Origin of the sequence: Nonomuraea sp. SBT364, assembly GCF_001083785.1 — a bacterium.
Taxonomy (GTDB): domain Bacteria; phylum Actinomycetota; class Actinomycetes; order Streptosporangiales; family Streptosporangiaceae; genus Nonomuraea.
Genome location: NZ_LAVL01000005.1, coordinates 130,792 through 152,680 on the forward strand (window position 1 = coordinate 130,792; position 21,889 = coordinate 152,680).

20 protein-coding genes, 1 tRNA gene and 1 riboswitch are annotated in these 21,889 nt (G+C 70.1%); of the genes, 13 read left to right on the forward strand and 8 right to left on the reverse strand.

What is annotated here, in order from left to right:
- Positions 1–108 precede the first annotated feature (108 nt).
- Positions 109–1,932, reverse strand: a complete 1,824-nt coding sequence (locus ADY59_RS04660) for an ATP-binding protein (RefSeq protein ID WP_231618544.1) — start codon at positions 1,930–1,932, stop codon at positions 109–111.
- A 133-nt stretch (positions 1,933–2,065) separates the two neighbouring features.
- Between ADY59_RS04660 and ADY59_RS04665 the strand changes: the two genes are divergently transcribed.
- A complete protein-coding gene (locus tag ADY59_RS04665; RefSeq protein ID WP_049558010.1) occupies positions 2,066–2,626 on the forward strand; it encodes a methylated-DNA--[protein]-cysteine S-methyltransferase in 561 nt (186 codons plus the stop codon).
- On the opposite strand, the gene ADY59_RS04670 is transcribed toward ADY59_RS04665, so the two are convergent.
- The gene (locus tag ADY59_RS04670) at positions 2,601–3,944 is read right to left on the reverse strand and encodes a purine-cytosine permease family protein (RefSeq protein WP_049558013.1); all 1,344 of its coding nucleotides are present in this window, start codon (positions 3,942–3,944) and stop codon (positions 2,601–2,603) included. The genes ADY59_RS04665 and ADY59_RS04670 overlap by 26 nt on opposite strands.
- A riboswitch (TPP riboswitch) is annotated at positions 3,935–4,047 on the reverse strand. (Overlaps the previous gene by 10 nt.)
- 588 nt (positions 4,048–4,635) lie before the next feature.
- On the opposite strand from ADY59_RS04670, the gene ADY59_RS04675 reads away from it, so the two are divergent.
- Positions 4,636–5,412 carry a hypothetical protein gene (locus ADY59_RS04675; RefSeq protein WP_049558018.1) on the forward strand — a complete coding sequence of 259 codons (777 nt, stop codon included), beginning with the start codon at positions 4,636–4,638 and terminating at the stop codon, positions 5,410–5,412.
- 3 nt (positions 5,413–5,415) lie between these two features.
- Here ADY59_RS04675 and ADY59_RS04680 read toward each other — a convergent pair whose 3' ends face one another.
- A complete protein-coding gene (locus ADY59_RS04680; protein WP_049558020.1) occupies positions 5,416–5,739 on the reverse strand; it encodes a rhodanese-like domain-containing protein in 324 nt (107 codons plus the stop codon).
- Positions 5,736–6,167, reverse strand: a complete 432-nt coding sequence (locus ADY59_RS04685; RefSeq protein WP_049558024.1) for a winged helix-turn-helix transcriptional regulator — start codon at positions 6,165–6,167, stop codon at positions 5,736–5,738. The genes ADY59_RS04680 and ADY59_RS04685 overlap by 4 nt, the downstream gene beginning before the upstream one ends.
- A gap of 80 nt (positions 6,168–6,247) precedes the next feature.
- Here ADY59_RS04685 and ADY59_RS04690 point away from each other — a divergent pair, with 80 nt between their 5' ends.
- Entirely contained in the window at positions 6,248–7,645 is a 1,398-nt protein-coding gene (locus ADY59_RS04690) for an MFS transporter (protein ID WP_049558026.1), read from the forward strand.
- 1 nt (position 7,646) lies between these two features.
- Here the strand turns inward: ADY59_RS04690 and ADY59_RS04695 are convergent, their stop codons facing one another.
- Both ADY59_RS04695 and ADY59_RS04700 read right to left on the reverse strand, forming a co-directional pair.
- Positions 7,647–8,525, reverse strand: a complete 879-nt coding sequence (locus tag ADY59_RS04695; RefSeq protein WP_049558032.1) for an Fpg/Nei family DNA glycosylase — start codon at positions 8,523–8,525, stop codon at positions 7,647–7,649.
- Between the two features lie 39 nt (positions 8,526–8,564).
- Complete coding sequence (locus ADY59_RS04700) at positions 8,565–9,170, reverse strand: TenA family protein (RefSeq protein WP_049558034.1); 606 nt, start codon at positions 9,168–9,170, stop codon at positions 8,565–8,567.
- A 29-nt stretch (positions 9,171–9,199) separates the two neighbouring features.
- On the opposite strand from ADY59_RS04700, the gene ADY59_RS04705 reads away from it, so the two are divergent.
- Positions 9,200–9,835: a GOLPH3/VPS74 family protein gene (locus ADY59_RS04705; protein ID WP_231618545.1), complete on the forward strand. Its 636-nt coding sequence runs from the start codon at positions 9,200–9,202 to the stop codon at positions 9,833–9,835.
- A gap of 4 nt (positions 9,836–9,839) precedes the next feature.
- Here ADY59_RS04705 and ADY59_RS04710 read toward each other — a convergent pair whose 3' ends face one another.
- Complete coding sequence (locus tag ADY59_RS04710; protein WP_231618546.1) at positions 9,840–11,132, reverse strand: LCP family protein; 1,293 nt, start codon at positions 11,130–11,132, stop codon at positions 9,840–9,842.
- Positions 11,133–11,379: 247 nt separating this feature from the next.
- Between ADY59_RS04710 and ADY59_RS04715 the strand changes: the two genes are divergently transcribed.
- From ADY59_RS04715 to ADY59_RS49625, 3 genes are all read left to right on the forward strand, one after another.
- Positions 11,380–12,726, forward strand: a complete 1,347-nt coding sequence (locus tag ADY59_RS04715) for a hemolysin family protein (protein WP_049558044.1) — start codon at positions 11,380–11,382, stop codon at positions 12,724–12,726.
- A complete protein-coding gene (locus ADY59_RS04720; RefSeq protein ID WP_049558049.1) occupies positions 12,723–13,739 on the forward strand; it encodes a hemolysin family protein in 1,017 nt (338 codons plus the stop codon). Before ADY59_RS04715 ends, ADY59_RS04720 begins: the two co-directional genes overlap by 4 nt.
- 80 nt (positions 13,740–13,819) lie before the next feature.
- Positions 13,820–14,500 carry a TetR/AcrR family transcriptional regulator gene (locus ADY59_RS49625; RefSeq protein WP_197093433.1) on the forward strand — a complete coding sequence of 227 codons (681 nt, stop codon included), beginning with the start codon at positions 13,820–13,822 and terminating at the stop codon, positions 14,498–14,500.
- 326 nt (positions 14,501–14,826) lie between these two features.
- Here the strand turns inward: ADY59_RS49625 and ADY59_RS04730 are convergent.
- Positions 14,827–14,909 (reverse strand) — tRNA-Leu (locus ADY59_RS04730).
- Positions 14,910–15,108: 199 nt separating this feature from the next.
- Here ADY59_RS04730 and ADY59_RS04735 point away from each other — a divergent pair.
- From ADY59_RS04735 to ADY59_RS04760, 6 genes are read left to right on the forward strand one after another with little or no spacing between them, the layout of a single operon-like run.
- On the forward strand, positions 15,109–15,849 hold the full coding sequence (locus ADY59_RS04735; RefSeq protein ID WP_049558150.1) for an FhaA domain-containing protein: 741 nt from the start codon (positions 15,109–15,111) through the stop codon (positions 15,847–15,849).
- A 17-nt stretch (positions 15,850–15,866) separates the two neighbouring features.
- Positions 15,867–16,337, forward strand: coding sequence for an FHA domain-containing protein FhaB/FipA (locus ADY59_RS04740; RefSeq protein ID WP_049558051.1), 471 nt, complete (start codon positions 15,867–15,869; stop codon positions 16,335–16,337).
- On the forward strand, positions 16,334–17,617 hold the full coding sequence (locus ADY59_RS04745) for a Stp1/IreP family PP2C-type Ser/Thr phosphatase (protein ID WP_049558055.1): 1,284 nt from the start codon (positions 16,334–16,336) through the stop codon (positions 17,615–17,617). Before ADY59_RS04740 ends, ADY59_RS04745 begins: the two co-directional genes overlap by 4 nt.
- Positions 17,618–19,012: an FtsW/RodA/SpoVE family cell cycle protein gene (locus tag ADY59_RS04750; protein ID WP_049558057.1), complete on the forward strand. Its 1,395-nt coding sequence runs from the start codon at positions 17,618–17,620 to the stop codon at positions 19,010–19,012.
- On the forward strand, positions 19,009–20,469 hold the full coding sequence (locus ADY59_RS04755) for a peptidoglycan D,D-transpeptidase FtsI family protein (RefSeq protein WP_049558061.1): 1,461 nt from the start codon (positions 19,009–19,011) through the stop codon (positions 20,467–20,469). The genes ADY59_RS04750 and ADY59_RS04755 overlap by 4 nt, the downstream gene beginning before the upstream one ends.
- A 24-nt stretch (positions 20,470–20,493) precedes the next feature.
- Positions 20,494–21,861 carry a serine/threonine-protein kinase gene (locus ADY59_RS04760; protein ID WP_049558063.1) on the forward strand — a complete coding sequence of 456 codons (1,368 nt, stop codon included), beginning with the start codon at positions 20,494–20,496 and terminating at the stop codon, positions 21,859–21,861.
- Positions 21,862–21,889 lie beyond the last annotated feature (28 nt).

Sequence of the window (21,889 nt, forward strand, 5' to 3'; positions counted from 1 at the left end):
ACACTCCCCGGTACGACCGAAATGCCCCGTTACTCAATCCCAGAAACCGCATCTCGATCACAGCTTGTACACATCGGACGATAGATCAGCTCAACCGTGACCACCTCGTTACCGCATCGGTGTGTCGGATCCGATAGAAGAAGCGCGTTTCAGCACGAGCCTCATCCGGGTGCCGCCGCCGGGCCCCGGATGGGCGCTGACCTCGCCGCCCTGGGCCCTGGCCAGGCTCCGGACGATGTAGAGCCCCAGGCCGACGCCGCCGAACCGCCTGCGGTCGCCGCTGTCGACCTGGACGAACCGTTCGAAGACCCGCTCCCGGTCGGCCGGCGCGATCCCCACGCCCTCGTCGTCGACCACCACGACCAGCGCGTCGTTCTCGGGCCGCGCCGAGACGCTGATCAGGCCGCCTTTCGGCGAGTACTTGAAGGCGTTCTCCAGCAACTGCGCCAGCACGATGTCGGTGGCCAGCGCGTCGCCCATCGCGAGCGGCAGCCCGTCGGCGATGCTCACCTCGACCCGGTGCCTGTCGGACAGCACGGGTAAGCCAAGTGTGGCCGCGCGCACCCGCTCGGCCAGGTCGAACGGCTCGTCCCTGACCACCTGCTCCTCCGCGCCCGCCCGGGCGCCCAGCAGCAAGTGGTCCATCAGCTGCCCGAGCGACCTGGACCGCTCGGCGATCGTGTGCACCGCCGAGCGCCGTTCGGCATCGCTCAGCTTGTCCCAGCGCGCGTCCAGCGTGCTGGCGAAGCCGCGCACGATCGTGATCGGGGTGCGCAGCTCGTGGCTGGTCGTGGCCAGGAACAGGTCCTTGGCCTCCTCCAGCTCCTTGGCCGCGGTCACGTCGCGGAAGTCGACGACCAGTTCCCCGGTCTCCTCGATGCGCGCGCCCACCACGTCCAGCCAGCGCCCGTTGGCCAGCTGGACCGTCAGCTTCTCGCCCGGGGCGGGCTGCGGGAAGGGCGGCGGCCGCCCCACGGCGTCCTCGGCCGGGACTGCGGTGAGCCGGGCCGCCGCCGGGTTCCAGCGCAGCACCCGCCCGGCGCCGTCGAGCACGGCGATGCCGTCGGCACTGGCGTCGAACACCGCCCGCTCGTGCGCCCGCTGCCGCACCGCCTCCTGATAGGCCACGGCGTTGCCGACCGCGATGCCGGCGTGCCCGGCGAGCAGTTCCAGCAGCTCCAGCTCCAGGTGGCCGGGCTTGCGCCTGGCGAACATCGCGTAGAGCGCCCCGTACGGTCTGCCGCCGACCGCCGCCAGGCCGAGCGCGACCGTGTGCAGCCCTTTGAGCCTGGCCCACACCAGGTCGTCCAGCCCCTCGGACTCCAGCAGCACCGTCCTGCCGGTGCGCAGCAGCTTGCCGACGAGGCTGTTGTGCAGGTCGGTGGTGGTGCCCTTGGGCACGTCGGGCAGCTGGTAGGTGCTGACCAGCCGCAGCCGGTCGCCCTCGATGAGCACGAACCCGCCCGCGTCGGCCCCGGTGAGCTCGGTGAGGCTGGCCGCGATCCGGTCGAGCACGGCGGGCAGCTCCAGCTCGGCGTTGATGTCGCCGACCACGTCGGTCAGCCGCCGCACCAGCCGGGCCCGGCGGGCCATCCGGTTCTTGGCCGCGTCGTCGGCCTGGACCAGGTGGTGGACGCACACGTAACCGGCGACCGCGCTGCCGATGCGCAGCGCGCTGATGTCGACCCGGACGTCCAGCACCTCGCCGTCGCCGCGGACACGCTTGGTGCGCAGCGAGACCTGCCCGCCGGTGCGCACCCGCTCCAGCACCGCGTGGTGCTCGGCGGTCAGCTCGTCCGGCACGATCGGCGCCCTGCGGCCCAGCATCGCGGCCGCCGTCAGGCCGAAGAGCCGCTCCGCGGCCGCGTTCCAGACCAGCACGGTCTGGTCCCGGTCGAGGACCACGACGGCGTTGGGCGAGCTGTCGAGCACGGCACGGGCTATGTCATCGTCACTCCCAGCCCATTCGTCCCCCACGACTCCATAGTGCCCCCGGCGTGGCGGCCTTGTCGGGCGATCCGTCCGATACGCTGCGGTCACGGCGTTTCCAACAGGGGGTGAAGGCATGTCGGACGACATCGACGCCCTGTTGCGGGTGACCTCCGCCAGCTATCGGGGCGAAGGGCCGCCCGAGGTCGCGTTCGGCACCTACGACGGCGCCGTCGGCAGGCTGGTGATCGCCGTGACGGGCCGGGGCGTCATCTCGTGCAGCTTCGAGGACGAGCACGACGTGTACGAGCGCGTCTCCAACCACGTGGGCCGCTACATCGGCCCCAACGCCCGGCGGCTCGACCCGGTGCGCCGCGAGCTCGACGCCTACTTCTCGGGGCGGCTGCGGGCCTTCGCCACGCCGGTCGACCTGTCCCTCGCCACCCCCTTCGCGCGCACGGTGCTGCAGAAGACGATGGCGGTGCCGTACGGGACGACCACGACGCTGGAGAGCATCGGCGAGCTCATCGGCAGGCCGCGCGCGCTGCGCGCGGTCGGCAACGCGCTCAGCGCCAACCCGGTGTGCGTGGTGGTGCCGTGCCACCGGGTGGTGCGTGACGACGGCGGGCTCGGCGACTACGCGGGAGGCGAGGCCGCCAAGCGCCACCTGCTCAACGTCGAGCGCCGCGCCGCCTGAGCGCGCCGATCGCCAGCGTCACCACGGCGGCCACGAGGGCGCCGCCGAGCGCGCCGTTCATCCACGGCTGCCGCTCGAAGCCGATCGCCTCGCGCACCGTGGTCCAGATCCCGTCCCACGGGGCGACGGTGGGCGTGGACGTGGTCAGCCAGTAGGCGGCGAAGCCGAGGGCCCACGGCACCAGCATCGACCAGCGGGCGGGCGCGTCCTCGGCGGTGTTCCACCGGGTGGCGCCGCCGAGCAGGAAGTAGTCGACGGCCAGCACCGCGAACATCGGCACGAACACCGCGCCGATCACACCCAGGAACGCGCCGTACGAGGTCACGTCGACCACCAGCGCGATGGCGACGGTCAGCACGCCGATCACGACGCTGAGGATCCGCCGGTCCACCCGGGGCATGAGGTTCTGCAGGGAGACCGTGGTCGAGTACACGTTGGCGAACGACTGGTCGGCCTCGCGCAGCACCAGGATGGCGAAGAACACCGCGCCCAGCGGCACGGCCACGAACGGCCCGAAGACCGCGGTGCTGTCGTCCAGCACGGCGGCGGACCCGGCGATGGCCACCGCGTAGACGCCCAGCCCCAGGCAGGCGACCTGGGCCAGCGTGTAGCCGCCGACGACGCCGGTGAACGCGGCCCGGCTGGAGCGGGAGTGCCGGGCGAAGTCGGCGGCCAGCGGCACCCACGAAACCGACAGCGCGATCACGTAGTCGACCGCCGGCGCGAACGCCGTCCAGGATCCGCCGCTCTGCGCGGGCGCGTCGCCCAGGAACTGGAAGGTGAACCAGATCAGCGACACGATCACCGCCGCCGTGATGTAGCGCCGCAGCAGCCTGATGGAGCCGAGCGGCCAGATCGTCAGCGCCGTGGTCAGCAGCCCGGCGGCGACCACCCACACCGCGTACGGCACCGCGTCGCCGAAGATGGCCATCGCGCCCTGGGAGATGACCCAGAGCTCGAACGACCCCCAGCCGATCATCTGCACGATGTTGAGGACGGTGGGCACGTACGACAGGCGGGCCCCGAACAGGCCGCGCAGCAGCACCATGGCGGGCTGCCCGGTCTGGGTGCCGGGGATGGCCGACAGCCCGACCATCGCGGTGCCGATCAGGCTGCCGACGACGGCGGCGGCCAGCGCGGCGGTCAGGCTGAGCGGGGCGTTGCCCAGCGGGTCGAGCAGGAACAGGGCGCCGGAGAAGCCCAGGAGGCTGACGGCCAGGTTGGCCCAGAGCGCCCCCTGGTCGAGCACGCCCAGGGTCTTGGGGGCGACCCCTTCGAGGGTGAGAGGAACTTCGTCGTCACGGACGTCATGCGCCATCGCACACTCCCTACGCCGGCATTACCCGGACAGGTTCATGCGGTCGGCAGCAGCAGTAGCTGCCCTCTCAGCCTGGTTGCCCCAAGCTCCCGCGTCGGTTCGTCTGCACAGCCGGGATCAACCCCGGCCGGCGCCCCCATGATGCACTATTCGCCCGGTTTGAGCTACCACCGGGGGCGGATCATGAGGCTGGGCCTGAACTGGGAGAGGACCAGGAGGACGGCCCGAATACAGCGGTCGAAAACCTGGCCCTCTCCCTCACATGCGGCTAACCTACTGTCATCTTGTAGACCGCCAGGATTAGCGATACCGCTATCGAGACGGCGATCAGCAGGATGCAGAGGTGGACGGTGCGGTTACGGCATCCAATCGCTACCCGCACCGTCCTCCCCATTTCTTTCGCCAGCAGCTGCCGCAAGCCGGGCTCGCCATCTGACATATGAGTTCTCCTCCCTTTTACGGGTTTATGCGCCACCTGATGGGGTGCCGGGCTAAACCGTATGGGTGGATCGCGATCGGCGCCAGTCCGGGATCTCGTGCCCTAGTTACAGGTCTTTTATTCCCGGACGGAAACCAGCGCTCCCGGGGGAGAAGTAAAGACACCCGGGCCACCAAGAGTGACTCGTCTTGCCATGTCCAATCGTGGACACTTGCTTCCCGCGACCAGCCAAGCCCCTCGGGAAAGTGAGTCATGTTAACCGACGATGACATCGAATTCTCTCGCGCACGGATCCTCGCCGCCCGGAATGCGGCTGAACTATCCACCAAGTCCAGGGATGCCCTCGATCACGCAGATGAGGTCAGGGTCGGCTCCCTGGAGGTACATCGCGGTAAATTTCCGGTACTTCTGCGACATTACGTGATTGTCCAGTTCAGCGAAGAGTACCAGGTAGTGGAATACGACTATCAGGACGAGCAAGGCATCGAAAGAGTCGGCCGTCGCACGACATCCCGAACCATCGAAAACGCAGCCAAAGTCTGGGAGGTCCAGGGATTTCTCCCGGAAGTGGCGGAGATGTCAGGCTCGTGGGTCTACGAAGAAGCCACGCAGGCGGCTTCCTGTCTGGCCTATCTGCTCATGGCGTTGCTGGACAAGAAGCCCGAACTCGAACACGCCCAGGAGACAGACCTCCGGGACCTCCTGGCCTCGGTCCTGGCGACTCAGGCGTTGAACATCGAAACGACCACGGTGATCCCCAGGGCGCCCCGGGACGAGCTTGACGAAACGGCGGCCAATCGCAACGCTTTGGAGGCCAGAGCGCTGGAGGCGAAGAATTCCGGGGCGTCCACCGGGCTGCGCAAACAGATAGCACTCGACCTGTACTACGCGGGCGACACGAACATCCGCCGCCTGGCGATGCTCACCGGGCTCGCCCGGCAGACAGTTTATCGAGCACTGGAAGAAAACGGCGTGAAGCGCGGGAAGAACCGCTACGGCATCCTCTCCGCGCCGAACGACCGTTCATGAGTTTCAGGCCACGAAGGGAGCCTGCCCCGTCTCGCTGACCATCGGGCGCTTGCCGTGGGCCCACGCCTGCATGCCGCCGTCGACGTTGACCGCGTCGCGGCCGAGCTGGTTGAGCCAGGCGGCGACCTGGAACGACCGGCCGCCGACCCGGCAGACGACGTAGACCTGACGGTCGGCGGGCACCTCCTCGACGCGGGCCTGGATCTGCGTCATCGGGATGTGGACCGCCTCGGGGGCGTGGCCCGCCCGCCATTCGTCCTGCTCGCGCACGTCGAGCAGGTAAGCGCCTTCAGGGACGTCGCGCGCCTCGACTTCGGGAACCGTCATGAGTCCATCATCTCGTGCCGGGCGTCGTAGGCGGCACGAGCCTCGGCGATCTCCCGCTGGTGTGTCTCGGTCCAGGTCACCAGCGACTTGATGGTCTCGTGCAGGGTGCGGCCAAGCGGCGTGAGCGCGTAGTCCACCCGGGGCGGCACCACCGGGTGGACGGTGCGGCTCACCAGTCCGTCGCGTTCGAGCTGGCGCAGGGTCACGCTCAGCATGCGCTGGCTGACGCCGTCGATCTCGCGCCGGAGCTGGGAGAAGCGCAGGCTCTCACAGTCGAGCAGGGCGATGACCAGCAGCGACCACTTGTCGGCCACGCGGTCGAGTATCTGCCTGACCTCGCAGCCCTCCCTGACGTCCCACTGGCGGACGTCGAAGTCGGGGGCGGTTTCGCAGCAGTAACCAGGTGACTTCGAAGTGCCGTCTTCCATGCCGATCCATGCTGCCGCATGATTCTGACGGTTACAAGAGATAACCGACATGCAGAAATGTAACCGGCTGGAGTGGACTCATGCACGCATCCGAACGGCTGACCGGCCGCCCCCTGGGCGTCCTGCTGGTGCTGTGCGGGACGATCTTCCTTGAGGGCATCGACGTGGCCATGCTGAACGTCGCGCTGCCCGCCATCCGCGCCGACCTCGGCGTGTCCACCAGCATGCTGAGCGGCGTGGTCACCGCGTACGTGCTGGGCTACGGCGGGTTCACGCTGCTCGGCGGCCGGGCGGCCGACCTGCTGGGCAGGCGGCGGATGTTCCTGTTCTGGCTGGCGGTGTTCCTGGTCTTCTCGGGGCTCGGCGGGTTCGCGAACGAGGGGTGGGTCCTGCTGGTCGCCAGGTTCGTGACCGGGGTGGCCGCCGGGTTCATGACGCCGGCCGGGCTCTCGTTGATCACCACGTCGTTCGCCGAGGGCAGGCAGCGCAACAAGGCGCTGCTGATCTACGCCGGGACGGGCGCCGCCGGGTTCGCGCTCGGCCTGGTCATCGGCGGGCTGCTGACGGCGGTCGGCTGGCGGTGGGTGTTCTTCGCGCCGGTGATCCTGGCCGCGATCATCCTGCTCGTGGCGTTCCCGCTGATCGAGGAGCCCGCCGCGCCGCGTCCGGCCGGCGGCCGCTTCGACGTGCCGGGTGCGGTGACCATGACCGGCGGCATGATGCTGCTCGTCTACGGCGTCATACGGCTGGAGCACCCCGGCGAGGGCTGGGGCTGGACCCTCGGGGCGTTCGCCGGCGCGCTGGCCCTGCTGGCGGCGTTCACGGCCATCGAACGGCGCTCGGCCGACCCGCTGATCCGCCTGGGCGTGCTCAGGTCGGCCCCGCTGGTGCGCGCGAACGTGGTCGCCGCCCTGCTCACCGCCTCGTTCATGGGCTTCCAGTTCCTCGTCACCCTCTACCTGCAGGAGCTGCGCGGCTGGACGCCCATCCAGACCGGACTCGCGCTGCTGATCGCCGCCGCCGACGTGCTGCTCGCGCCGACGCTCACCCCCGTGCTGGTCAACCGGTACGGCAACGCCCGGGTGATCTTCGGCGGCCTGCTGGCCGGGCTGACGGCGTTCGCGCTGTTCCTCGGCGTCGGGATGGACTGGACCTACGCCGCGATGCTGCCGTCGATGCTGCTCATCGGGCTGATGTTCGCCTTCGTGTACGGGCCCGTGACCATCGTGGCGACGGAGGGCATCGCCGAGCACGAGCAGGGGTTGGCCGGCGGGCTGATCAACTCCTCGTTCCAGTTCGGCGCGGCGCTCGGGCTGTCGATGGTGACGGTGGTCAACGTGGCGGCGCTCGACGGCGGCGCGAGCGGCATCGACGCCATCCGCGCGGCCCTGGTGGTGCCGGTGACGGCCACGCTGGTCTCGGCGGTCGTGGTCGCCTCCGGGCTGCGCCGCCGGACGCCCGTGCCCGTGGAGGTCTGACTCACTTCAGCAGCTTGGACAGGCGGCGGTCGGCCAGCGGCTTGCCGCCCGTCTGGCAGGTCGGACAGTATTGCAGCGAGGAGTCGGCGAAGGACACCTCGCGGATCGTGTCGCCGCACACGTCGCAGGGCTGGCCGGCCCGGTTGTGCACGCGCAGGCCGGACTTCTTCTCGGCCTTGAGGTCCTTGGCCGCCAGCCCGCGCGCCCGCTCGACGGCCTCGCGCAGCGTGGTGACGATGGCCTCGTGCAGGTCGGCGATCTGGGCGTCGGTCAGCGACGAAGCGATCTTGAACGGGGACATCCTGGCGGCGTGCAGCACCTCGTCGGAGTAGGCGTTGCCGATGCCGGCGATCACCTTCTGGTCGCGGAGCAGGCCCTTGATCTGGGTACGGTTGCCGCCCACGATGGCCTTGAGCGCGTCGACGGTGAAGGTGTCGGCGAGCGGATCGGGGCCGAGGGCGGCGACGCCGGGCACGTCGTCCGGATTTTTCGTGACATAGACGGCCAGGCGCTTCTGCGTCCCCGCCTCGGTCAACTCGAACCCGGGCGCCAGGCCCAGTTCGTCGGGCGCCAGCCGCACCCGGACCGCCAGCGGCCCCTTGCCCGGCCGCACCGGCTTGGCGCCCGACAGGTCGTCCCGCCAGCGCAGCCAGCCCGCCCGGGCCAGGTGGATGACCAGGTGCAGCCCGTCACAGTCGAAGTCGAGGAACTTGCCGTGCCTCGACACGCTGGTGATGGTCAGCCCGCCGAGCGCGGTGACCGGCGGATCGAACGTCTTGAGCGCCTGGATGGCCACCACGTCGACGCCCAGCACGGCGCGGCCCACCGCCCGCTCCCGCAGGAAGGCGGCGAGCGATTCGACTTCGGGAAGTTCCGGCATGTCACCAGAGTACGATTCCCGTCCACAGGCTGTGGACGGTTACGGCACGTCCCAGAACGCCAGCTCGTGCGCCATGCCCTCGGTGAACATCGCCTCTGCCCGATCCGGGTCGGGATCGGCCTCGTCGATCATCTCCGCGATCCTGGCCGCCAGCGCCGCGAACCCAGGATCGGCGTAGGTGTCGACCCACGCCCGGTAGCGCGGCTCCGCGGGCGGGTTCGCGGCCAGGATCCGGCCCAGCGTCGAATACCCCCACATACACGGATACAGGGCGGCGAGTCCTTCCCCGTACGAACGCGCGGACTCCAGCAGGAACGCCGTGTAGGCTGCGCACGCCGGCCCCTTGCGCGCCCCGTCGAGGTCCGCGCCGAACCCGGCCGACAGCGACCGGTGCAGGTCGAGCTCCTCGTGGAAGGTCGCGTGCGCCAGGTCCACCAGATCGCCCAGATGCCCGTCGGGCGCCTGCCACGCCAGCCGGGCGAACACCCGCACGTAGTCCATCAGGAACAGGTAGTCCTGCTCCAGCCACGACCTGAACACCGGCTCGGGCAGGTCGCCGCGCCCGATGCCCACCACCGTGGGATGGGCGAGCTGGGCCTCCAGCAGCGGCCGGCCGATCGCGTGCAACTTCTCGGAGATAGCCATGGCCGGAACGTTAGTGTCGAAGGATGGCAATGACGATCGCGGAAGAGATCCTCCTTCTCGCCCACAGCGAGGACGACGGCAAACAGATCATCACCTCCATGCAGCTCGACCCCGCGCTCGGCGGCGCCCTCCTGGCCGAGCTGGCGATCAGCGAACGCGTCCGGCTGACCGACAAGAAGGTCCAGGTGATCGACACCACACCGCTCGGCGACAAGGAGCTCGACGCCGCACTCACCACGATCGCCGAGGGCAAGCAGCGCAAGGCCGCCTCGTGGGTGCAGCAGCTGCAGTCGGGCAAGCTCCGCACCCGCCTGCTCACCCGGCTCGCCCGGGCCGGGGTGCTGGCCGAGGAGCGCGCCAAGGTGCTCGGGCTGTTCCCCACGACGCGCTGGCCGGAGGCCGACGGCCGGGCCGAGGCGGAGATCCGCGAACGCGTCGCCGCCGCGCTGGGCGGGGCCGAACCGTCGGCGCGCACCGCCGTGCTCGTCGCCGTCATGCACGCCGCCAAGCTCGACCGCAAGGCGTTCCCCGGAGCCGACAGGGCGCGCGTCAAGGAGATCTCCGAAGGCGCCTGGGCGGCCGAGGCCGTGGCTCAGACGATCGCGGCCGTCAACGCGGCCGTGGCGGTCGCCGTCACCGCGGCCACCGTCACGGCCACGAGCTGACCCGTCAGTTCGCGTCGATGATGTCCTTGGGCACCGGCTTGTCCGCCTTGAGGGCGTCGAACAGCGCCAGCGCCTTGGTCCGGTCCCACTTGACGGCGGTGCCGCCGCCCGCGATCTCGTTGCCGCCGAACGGCACGACCGTCGTCACCGGGCTGTCCCCCATCGCGAGCCCCAGCGACAGCATGTCGAACACGCCGGTGCCGGTGTCGACCGCTACGGCGTCGGTGGCGCTCATGGCCAGCGGGATCGAGGTGAACGGGTTGATCAGGACACCCGGGCTGGCGGCCTTCTTGACCACCGCGCCGAGGAACTGGCGCTGCCGCTTGGTCCGCTCGAAGTCGGGCAGCGCGCCGCCCTTGCGGGTGCGGACGTAGCCGAGCGCCTGCCCGCCGGTGAGCGTCTGGGGACCCTTCTTGAGCTTCAGGCCCGCCTTGGGGTCGTTGACGGCGGCACGCACGTTGATCTCCACGCCGCCGACCGCGTCGACGATGTCCACGAAACCGGCGAACCCGATCTCCATGTAGTTGTCGATGCGCAGGCCGGTGACGTTCTCGACGGTCCGCACCAGCAGCTTGGGCCCGCCGATCGCGTAGGCGGCGTTGAGCTTGTTGCGGCCCTGGCCGGGGATGGTGACGGCGGAGTCGCGCGGCAGGCTGACCAGCGTGGGCCGGTCGCTGCCCTCGGGCAGGTGCAGCAGCATCATGGAGTCGGTGCGCTGGCCCGCGCTGCGGCCGGTGGCGAGCTTGCGGCGCTGGGCCGCCGTCAGGCCCTTGCGGCTGTCGGAGCCGACCAGCAGCCAGTTGGTGCCCGGCGTGTCGGCGGGGCGGCCCTCGTACTCGTCGAGCACGCCGTCGATGCCGGACAGCCTGCCGTCGATCCAGAAGAGCATCCCGACGGCCGTGACGAGCAGCACCACCAGGACCGACGCGATGATCGTGATGATCAGGCGCCGGCGCGGCTTCCTGGGGCGCGAGGGGCCCGAGGACCCCGAGCGCCCCGATGGTCCCGACGGCCCCGAAGGTCCGGAGGGCGCGGCGTCCGCGGAACGCCCGCGCAGCGGCCTGATCGGGCTGTTGCCCGGCCGCTGCTTGCCATACACCCGCGAGGAGCCCTTGCGGGGCTCTCCCTGCGGCGGCTGGTTGACCCTGGTCGCCTCGTCGGCGCCCGGGATCGGCCGCCCCTGCGGGAACTGGTGCGCCGGTGCTCCCGCCGCGCGCAACCCGTCGTCATGCCGGGGAGGCAGCGGGCGGCCGTCACCTGGCGAGCGCATGGCCCGCGTCCGGTCGTCCTCAGACACGTGGTTTCTTCTTCCCTTCGCTTGACATAGACGCTACGTCGATCGCCCCACCAGTGCAGACTTCTCGCCAAGGAATTCCTACGGAAAAGTACGCGTAACGCGCTCCTGGCCCCCCTCCGGAAACACAGACGCCATCAGCGTCGTTAGGTTTATGGACGACCTCTATCGAAGGGAAGATCGTGTCCGCTCCGGACTCATGGAGTATTCGCCCGTGCTTGAGCACGGGTACCCCTGAGAGCTCGCAACGGTGAGCGCCTATCTGGGCCTCCTGGCCCTCTTCCTGCTCACGGCCGCGACCGGCTACTTCGTCGCCCAGGAGTTCGCCTTCGTCGCCGCCGACCGGGGTGTCCTGCGCGAGCAGGCCGCCGCCGGCGATCCGGCCGCCGAGAAGGCGCTCCGGGTCACCTCACGCCTGTCGTTCATGTTGTCGGGCGCTCAGCTCGGCATCACCGTCACCGCGCTGCTGGTCGGCTTCCTGGCCGAGCCCGCCATCGCGGTGCTCGTACGCCCCTGGCTGACCGAGGCCGGGCTGTCCGAGACGCTGATCACCGGCCTGTCCGTGGCCATCGGCGTGTTCGTGGCGACCATCGTGCAGATGGTGCTCGGCGAGCTGGCTCCCAAGAACCTGGGCATCGCCAGGCCCGAGCCGGTGGCCAAGTTCCTGGCCGGTTCCACGCTGGCCTACCTGGCCGTCGTCGGCCCCGTCATCCGCCTGTTCGACTCGGCGGCCACCGGGCTGCTCAGGAAGGTCGGCATCGAGCCCGTCGAGGAGGTGGAGCATGGCGCCACGCCCGAGGAGCTCTCGCGCATCATCGAGGAGTCGACCGAGGCCGGCGAGCTGCCGCCGCGCCTGTCGGAGCTGCTGGAGCGGGCACTGGAGTTCGGCGACCACACGGCCGAGGAGATCATGGTGCCGCGCCCCCGGGTGGTCGCGTTGCGCTCCTCGCAGCCCATCTCCGAGCTCGTGGAGACCATGCGCGAATGCGGCCACTCCCGTTACCCGGTGCTCGGCGCCGACGGCGACGTGCTGGGCGTGACCGGCGTGCGCGAACTGCTCGCCTCCGGGCTCGACGAGGGCCGCGTCGCGGCCATCACCCGGCCGCCGGTGCTGGTCCCCGACTCGCTGCCGCTGCCCGCGGTGCTCGACCGGATGCGGGTGGCCAAGGACGACATCGCGTGCGTCATCGACGAGTACGGCGGCCTCGCGGGCGTCGTCACCGTCGAGGACCTGGCCGAGGAACTGGTCGGCGAGCTCGTCGACGAGAACGACCCCGACCCGGTCGGCGCGGTCGAGCAGGCCGGCGGCGTCTGGGAGGTGCCCGGACGGCTCCGGCTGGACGAGGTCGAGCGCGCCACCGGCGTCGCGCTGCCCGAGAGCGACGACTACGACACGCTCGGCGGGCTCATCCTGGCCAAGCTCGGCCGGATGCCGGAGGCGGGTGACACGGTGACGGTCGAGACCATCCCCGAGGCCGACCCGTTCGCCGAGGACGCCGAGCCGCCCCTGGCGGAGCTGACCGTGATGTCGCTCAACCGCCGCGTGCCCGAATGGGTACGGCTGGCCCCGGTCCGGCACGCGGAGGCGGCCCGATGACGATGATCCTCATCAGCCTCGCGCTGCTGGCCTTCAACGCGCTGTTCGTGGCGGCCGAGTTCGCCTTCGTCTCCTCGCGCCGGCACCGGCTGGAGGAGATGGCGGGCGGCGGCAACCGTTTGGTCAGGGTCGCCGCCAGGTCCGCCGTGGGCGGCAGCCGCCAGCTCTCGCTCATGCTGGCCGGCGCCCAGCTCGGCATCACGCTGTGCACGCTGGGCCTCGGACAGGTCACCGAACCGGCCATCGAGCACTACCTTGAGCCGGTCTTCGCCGCCATCGGCGTGCCGGAGGCGCTGCGGATGCCGATCGCGCTGACGCTGGCGCTGGCGCTGGTCACGTTCCTGCACATGGTGGTGGGCGAGATGGCGCCCAAGTCGTGGGCGCTCACCCACCCCGAGCGGGCGGCGCTGCTGCTCACGCTGCCGTTCCGGGCCTTCACCTGGGTGATGCGGCCGCTGCTGTCGTCGCTCAACGGCCTGACGAACCTGCTGCTGCGCCTGTTCGGCGTGCGGCCGCGCGACGAGCTGGCCACCACCAGGACGCCCCGCCAGCTCGCCATGCTGGTCGGCGAGTCGGGCCGGATGGGCCTGCTCGACCGCGAGGAGCACGACCTGCTGACCAGGGCGCTGCGGTTCGAGGCCGAGGGCATCGAGCGGCTGATGGTGCCGATCGACCAGGTCGTCAGCGTGGCGCCGTCGGCGGGCACCGCCGAGATCCGGGAGGCGGCCGCGCGCAGCGGGCACCTGAGGCTGCTCGTGAGCACGCCCGGCGGCGTCGAGGGCGTCCTGCACGCCCGTGACGCCCTCCTGGAGCCCGGCCGCACCGCCGGGGAGCTCGCCCGGCCGGTGCCGCGCCTGGAGTGCGTCACGCAGGTGCCCGAGGCCGTCACGGCGCTCCAGGAGGCCCGCGCGCACCTGGCGCTGGTCACCGGGGCGGGTGGCGCCGTCATCGGCATGGTGAGCCTGACCGACCTGCTCGGCCAGCTCCTCGACACGAGGGCCCTGGCCGCCTGACCGACGATGCCCGGCCGGTTCCGACCGGCCGGGCGTCATTGGTCGTTGACGAGTTGTCCGCGTATGTCAAGCTGACAACCGTGGGAGTGAACGAGCTCGAACGCGAGCAGGCGATCCTGGACGCGGCGGCCGGCCTGCTGCTGCGCCTGGGCTACAACAAACTGACGATGGGCGACGTCGCCGAGGCCGTGGATCTGCACCGGGGCCTGGTCTACCTGTGTTTCAAGTCCAAGGACGAGCTGGTCGAGGCGGTCCTGGTCCGCGAGCTGGACCGTTACGCCGAGACCTGGCGCGCGCGGGTCGAGGCCGATCCGCGCGGCGGCGACGTGGCCGGCGTCTACCGGGCGATGGTCCACGTGCTCAAGACCCTGCCGCTGGCATCCGCGATCAGCGCCAGGGACCCGGAGGTCTTCGGCAAATACCTCCGCAAGCCCGGCAGCCTGTTCGCCACCCGGCCCAACACCTTCGGCATGCGCGAGTTCCTCCTGCTGATGCGGGAGGCGGGCACTCTGCGTCCCGAGGTCGACATCAGGGCGCTGGCGTTCATCCTGGACGCGCTCACGCCCGCCCTGCGCCACGTCTTCCTGACGCGGGGCGAGCCTGACCAGCCGTCGGCCGAGGAGGTGCTGGAGACGCTGGCGGACCTGCTCGGCCGCGCCCTGACGCCGCCCGACGCCACTCTCGCCACCGGCAAGGCGGCCCTGCTGGACGGCCTGGACCAGATACACGCCGCGGGCTCTCGTGAGGGAGCCGGATCGTGACCGGCCCTCTCGTCGCGGCCGGCCCCCCGGCGCCCCCCGGGCTTCCGCGCCGCCTGGTCCGCCTGACCGACGCCGCGACGCGCCCGGCGTCCGCCTGCGCGGCCCGTACTCGGTGGGCACTTCGATTGGCTCGGCTCTATCGGACTGAATGTGCGTTAAATCACGCAAGCCACCCGAAAGTGATCTGAAAGTGGGGAGATCTAGCGTCATCCCTGCGGAAAGCGGCCGCTTCTACCAGCCTGTGAGAAAGAAGTAGCCCCGGCTCTTGCCAACCGGGGCTATCTTTCGCCAGTGTGGGTCTGCCGATTTCATCGGTAAGACCGAGGTGGGCGAGGAGGGATTTGAACCCTCACGTCCTTTCGGACACACGGACCTGAACCGTGCGCGTCTGCCGTTCCGCCACCCGCCCTTGTGGGTGCGGAGAAACAGTAGCACGGAACAGCCACTGGTACTGAACCCGGATACGATCGCATAAGACACGGGAGCGGAGGAGCTGGGCGCGACAGCCGACGAGCGCCAGGATCGCCGTGACCGTGGGACGAGCGGAGACCGGGCGCCACGAGCGTCTGGGGGCCGCGATCATATGCACGGAGGAAGGGAGGTACCCGGTGGGAGTCCTTCAGCGCTTCGAGCGACGGCTCGAAGGCTTGGTTGAGGGGGCCTTTGCGCGGGCGTTCAAATCTGACCTTCAGCCGGTCGAGGTCGCCAGCGCGGTGCAGCGGGAGATGGACGAGCGGGCGGCGATCGTCGCCCAGGGTCGCACCCTCGTGCCCAACGACTTCGTGGTTGAGCTGTCGACGACCGACAGCGAGCGGCTTGAGGTCTACGCCGACAGCATCAGCCACGAGCTGGCCAACCTCGCCAGGGAGTATGCCAAGGAGCAGGGTTACTCCTTCGTGGGACCGGTCCGGGTCCGTTTCGAGACCGCCGGCGACCTGGCCGTGGGATTGTTCCGCATCAGGTCCGGCGTCATCCGTGGCGCGACGGTCGAGCAGGACGAGATCCGCCAACCGGCGAGCGACCTGCCCCCGTCCAGGCCCAACGCGTTCGGCGGGCGGCCCCGGCTGCTCGTCTCCACTCAGGACGACCCGCAGGGCGACCGCTCCTACGAGCTCACCACTCCGGTGACCTTGCTCGGGCGCGGCACCGACTGCGATCTTCGTCTCGTCGACCCCGGCGTGTCGCGTCACCACGCGGAGTTGCGCGTCGAGGGTCAGCAGGTCGCGCTCGTCGATCTCGGATCGACGAACGGCACTTTCGTCAATGGCCAGCCGGTACGCAGAATCGAGCTCCAGAACGGCACGCGAGTGACCTTGGGGCGTACGACTCTGGTGTTCCGGCGCGATTAGGGGTAGACAAACGGTCCATGTCCGAGCTCACGCTGCTGCTGATCCGGCTCGCTTTCCTGGCGGTGCTGTGGTTCTTCGTCATTGCCGCAGTCGGCGTGATCCGGACGGACTTGTTCGGGTCACGCACTGCTCCCGCCAGCCCGCGCAAGGGGGTCAAACCCGCCAAACCCATGGCGAAGCCCAAGAACAAGAAGGGCGAGCCACGCCAGCTCATCGTGACAGGTGGCCCACTGCAAGGCACCACCATTAACCTCACGGAGACGCCCATCACCATTGGCCGGGCCAACGACGCGACGCTGGTCGTCAGCGATGACTACGCATCCAGCCGCCATGCCCGGCTCTTCCCTCAGGACGGTCAGTGGATCGTGGAAGATCTCGGCTCTACCAACGGCACGTATCTCGACCGCTCGAAAGTCACCCGTCCGACCCCGGTGCCGCTCGGTGTTCCGATCCGCGTCGGCAAGACAGTCATTGAATTGCGCAAATGACCATCGCACTCCGCTACGCCGCCCGCTCGGACGTCGGCCTCCTCCGCGAAGGGAACGAGGACTCGGCGTACGCCAGCGGCCGCCTGCTCGCCGTCGCCGACGGCATGGGCGGGCACGCACACGGCGAGGTGGCGAGCTCCGTCGCCATCGCCGCCATGGCCTCCCTGGACGAGGCCCAGCAGGGGGGTGACCTGCTCAACGCCATCGAGGCGGCCGTTCGCGACGCCAATCGCAAGCTCCACGAGATGGTGGGTCGCGATCCCAGCCTCAAGGGCATGGGCACCACGCTCACGGCCATGCTGTGGAGCGGCGCCCAGGTCGCGCTGGTGCACGTCGGCGACTCGCGCGCCTACCTGCTCAGACGTGGGGAGCTCTACCAGATCACCCACGACCACACCCTGGTGCAGCAGCTCGTCGACGACGGCCGCATCACGCCCGAGGAGGCCGCGACGCATCCGCAGCGCTCGATCCTGCTGCGCGCGCTCGACGGCAGCGGCGAGGTCGACCCCGACCTCACGCTGCGCGAGGCCCAGGTGGGCGACCGCTACCTGCTCTGCTCCGACGGGCTGTCCGGCGTGGTGAGCGCGGAGACGCTGCACGCGACCCTCACCAACCTCGACGACCCCGAAGAGGTCGTCCGCCAGCTCATCGACCTGGCCAACCGTGGGGGCGGGCCCGACAACATCACCTGCGTGCTCGCCGACGTGCTGGAGATCGGCGACGAGCATCAGCCTCCGATGGAGGCGGCGGTCGTCGGCGCGGCGGGCATGAGCCGCATCAGATCGGAAGACACCTCTCCGGGGCGGGCCGGCGCGGTGACCGCCCCGCAGCCGGTGATCGGCGACGACGAGGACTTCGAGGAGCCGATCGCCCAGGCGGCCGGCCGGCCGGCGCGCCGCCGCCGCATGTGGCCCGTGCTGGCCTCGGCGTTCTCCGTGGCCGCCATCGTGGGCGTCGGCGGCTACTTCGGCTGGCAGTACACCCAGGAGCAGTTCTTCGTCGGCACCCTGAACGACGAGGTGGTCGTGTTCCAGGGAATCCAGCAGGAGGTCGGCCCGCTGCAGTTCTTCAAGGTCGCCGAGCGCACCGGCCGTTCCGTGTCCGAGCTGTCTCCCCCCGACCAGGCCCTCATCAAGGACGGCATCGAGGTCACCAACGTCGCCGAGGGGCTCACCAGGATCAACAGCCTGAACTTCGCCGACCAGAAGGCCACCAGCACCCCTGACGCGACCGCGAGCCCGACGCCATCCACCACGCCGACGAAGACGAAACCTCAATAAATGAGCGAAGTGGCCGCTTCCCCCGTGCCCATGCCCGCCAAGCGACGCGTGGCCCAGCTCGTCATGCTCGCGTTCGCGGTCGTCATCACCATGGGCGCCTACGCCAACGTCGGCCTGGCGATGAACGGGGAGATCCCGTCGGGCATGCTGACGTACGGCCTGAGCCTGGGCGGGCTGATGCTGGCCGCCTACCTGGTGCTCGCCAAGTTCGCCCCGTGGGCCGATCCGCTGATCCTGCCGCTGGTCACGGTCGTCAACGGGCTCGGACTGGTCATGATCTTCCGGTTGTCCGAGTCTCCCTCGAAGCTGCCGTCGGCCACGCTGGCCTCACCCAGCTCGCAGATCCTGTGGACACTCGTGGGCGTCGTGCTCTTCAGCGTCACCCTGATCTTCATGCGCGACCACCGCGCGCTCCAGCGGCTCACCTACACGGCGGGCGCGCTCGGGCTGGTGCTGCTCATCTCGCCGCTGACGCCGTTCCTCGGCCAGGAGATCAACGGCGCCCGGATCTGGATCGGCGTCCCCGGTCTCGGGCAGCTCCAGCCCGCCGAGTTCGCCAAGCTCGCCCTGGTCGTCTTCTTCGCCGGCTACCTGGTGGCCAAGCGCGACGTGCTCGCCCTCGCCGGGCGCCGGCTGCTGTTCATCGACCTGCCGCGCGCCCGCGACCTCGGCCCGGTGCTCATCACCTGGGGCGTCAGCCTGGGCATCCTGGTCATGCAGAAGGACCTGGGCTCGTCGCTGCTGCTGTTCGGCACCTTCATCGTGATGCTCTACATCGCCACGCAGCGCAGCTCCTGGGTGATCATCGGCATCCTGCTCTTCGTCGGCGGCGCCATGCTGGCCGGCATGCTCTTCGACCACGTCCAGGCCCGTTTCGAGGTCTTCCTCAACCCCGCGGACGCCGAGCTATACGAGAAGATCGGCGGCAGCGGGCAGCTCATGCAGGGCCTGTTCGCCATGGGGTCGGGCGGCATCCTCGGCACCGGGCTCGGCCAGGGCCACCCGGAGCTGATCCCGCTGGCCTTCTCCGACTTCATCTTCGCCGCCACCGGCGAGGAGCTGGGCCTGACCGGCCTGATGGCGCTGCTGATGATCTACGCGCTGCTGGTGGAGCGCGGCCTGCGCACCTCGCTCGCGGCCCGCGACCCGTTCTCCAAGCTGCTCGCCGGCGGCCTGTCGTTCCTGCTGGCCTGGCAGGTCTTCATCATCGTCGGCGGCGTGACCAATCTCATCCCGCTGACCGGCCTGGTCACCCCGTTCATGTCACAGGGTGGCTCGGCGTTGCTGGCTAACTGGATCCTTATCGCGCTCCTGGTACGCATGTCTGATGCCGCTCGGCGCCCCCCGCCCCAGGCGATCCAGAACGAGGGAATGACGCAGGTGTTCCAGCGATGAACGGAACGATCAAGCGTGCGGCCGTGGCCTGTCTGGCCATGTTCGCGCTGCTGATGATCAACGTCAACGTGCTCCAGACGGTCCGCGCCGAGAAGCTGAGCGACGACGCCCGCAACACCCGCAACTTCTACGACCGCTACGCCGTTCAGCGCGGGCGCATCACGGCGGGTGGCAAGGTGATCCTCGCGCAGTCGAAGGAGACCGACAGCAACGACTTCAAGTTCGTCAGGCAGTACCCGGAGGGCAAGCTCTACGCGCACCTGACCGGCTTCTTCTCGCCCGAGAGCGAGGCCGGCATCGAGCACTACCGCAACGACCTGCTCGACGGCTCCAGCGCCGACCTGCTGCTGCAGCGCGGCATCGACCTGTTCACGGGCGAGCCGACCAGGGGCGCCAACGTCGACCTGACGATCGACCCGAGGGCGCAGAAGGCCGCCTACGACGCGCTGCGGCAGAGCGGCAAGCGCGGCGCCGTGGTCGCGATCAACCCGAAGACCGGCGCCATCCTGGCGATGGTCTCGCTGCCCACCTACGACCCGGTCGAGCTGTCGGGCACCGACAAGGGCTCGGTGTTCAGCCGCTATGACGAGCTGGCCAAGGACAAGAGCCAGCCGCTGCTCAACCGCAACATCGACCGCACCTACCCGCCGGGCTCGACGTTCAAGGTGGTCACGGCGGCGGCGTTCCTGGAGGACGACCCCAGCCGCACGCCGCAGACCGTGGTCGACGCGCCGCAGGTGCTCAAGCTGCCCAACACCACCGTGGGCCTGCCCAACTACGGCGGCGCGGCCTGCGGCTCCGGCCAGGTCACGCTCGTGTACGCGCTGGAGAGGTCCTGCAACACGCCGTTCGGCTCGATCGGCATGGACCTCGGCTACGACAAGATGCGCGAGCAGACGGAGCGGTTCGGCATGGGCGTGCCGTTGGCCGTTCCCATGCCGGCGGCCAAGAGCGACTTCGGCCCCCGCGAGGACCAGTCGGCCGTCGCCATGGCCTCGATCGGCCAGCGCAGCAACCAGATGACGCCGCTGCAGATGGCCATGATCGCGGCGGGCATCGCCAACGATGGCACGGTGATGAAGCCGTACCTGGTGAACAAGATCACCGACTCCAAGGGTGACACGATCGACGAGGCCGAGCCCGACGAGCTGACCGAGGCGGTCAGCCCGGAGACGGCGGGCAAGCTGCGCGACATGATGGTCAGCGTCGTCCAGAACGGAACCGCGAACCAAGCTCAGGTCGCGGGCGTCCAAGTAGCGGGCAAGACCGGCACCGCCGAGACGGCGGAGGGGCAGGCGCCGCACGCGTGGTTCATCTCCTTCGCGCCGGCGAACGACCCGCAGATCGCGATGGCGGTGCTGGTGGAGTCCGGCGCCGCCCGGGTCGGCGCCGAGGCGACGGGCGGCGGCACCGCCGCCCCGATCGCGCGGACCGTGATGGAGGCGGTGCTGAAGTAGTGAGGGACTGTAACGTGCAGGACCATGCGGCTCGGTAACCGCTACCTGCTGATCTCCCGCATCGCCGCCGGTGGCATGGGGGAGGTCTGGCGTGCCCGCGATGAGCTGCTGGGCCGCGAGGTGGCCGTCAAGGTGCTGCGCAGCCACGTCTACGCCGACCACACCTTCCGTGAGCGCTTCCGCAACGAGGCCCGCATCACGGCGGGGCTGGCCGACACCGGCATCGCCCAGATCTTCGACTACGGCGAGCACAGCGACCTTGCCTACCTGGTGATGGAGCTGGTGCACGGTGAGCCGCTGTCGGCCATCCTGGCGCGCAACGGCTCGCTCGGCCCCGAGGTGACGCTCGACGTGCTGCACCAGACGGCCAGGGCGCTGCACGTGGCGCACGCGTCGGGGATCATCCACCGCGACGTGAAGCCGGGCAACCTGCTCGTCACGCCCGAGGGCGCCATCAAGGTGACCGACTTCGGCATCGCCCGCGCGCTGGAGGCCGCGCCGGTCACGCAGACCGGCACCGTGCTCGGCACCGCCCAGTACGTCAGCCCCGAGCAGGCGCAGGGCCTGCCGCTGACGCCCGCGACCGACCTCTACTCGCTGGGCGTGGTGGCCTACGAGTGCCTGTCCGGGCGCACCCCGTTCCGGGCCGACAGCGCGGTCGCGATCGCGCTGCTGCACCTGAACGAGACGCCGCCGCCGCTCGGCGTCGACGTGCCGGCCCCGGTGCGCGAGCTGGTCATGGCCCTGCTGGCCAAGGACCCCGCGCAGCGGCCCGGCTCGGCGCTGGAGATCGCGGACCGGGCGTACGTGCTGCGGGAGTCGCTGGCGGGCGGCGGCGACGGGGGCGCCGAGCTGAGCATGTTCACCGACCCGTCCGGCTTCAAGGTGCGCCCGCCCGACCCTGAGGACGAGCGGACCACCGACAGCCTGGGCGACGGCCCCTCGACGGTGCTGCACCAGCCCGTCCCCGCGGCGCGACGGCGGCGGCGTGGCCGCGCGCTGGCGCTGGTCGCGGGGGCCGGATGCGCGGCGGCGGTCGGGATCGGGGCGTTCGCGTTCGCGCCGGCCCGGGCCCCGGTCCAGGCGCCGCCCCCGGTCACCGAGCCCGCCTCCCGGACCGCTGGGCCCGTGAAGCCCAAACCGTCGCCCGGCAAGAAGGAGACCCGTCGGCCCCCGGTTGTTACGGTGAAGTCGACTAAGCCGGTACCCTCGCGGTCGGCTACGGTAAGCAAGTCAGCAACACCGACGAAATCGCCGACGCCGAAACCCACCCCGACCACCACCCGTACCCCGACCCCCACACCGACCCCGACGCCGACGCCCACGCCGACACCGACGACGTCGGCCACACCGGACCCGGGTGAGACGAGCCCGACGAAGGAGCAGACGTGACGTGCCAACGGGTCGATGATGGACACCG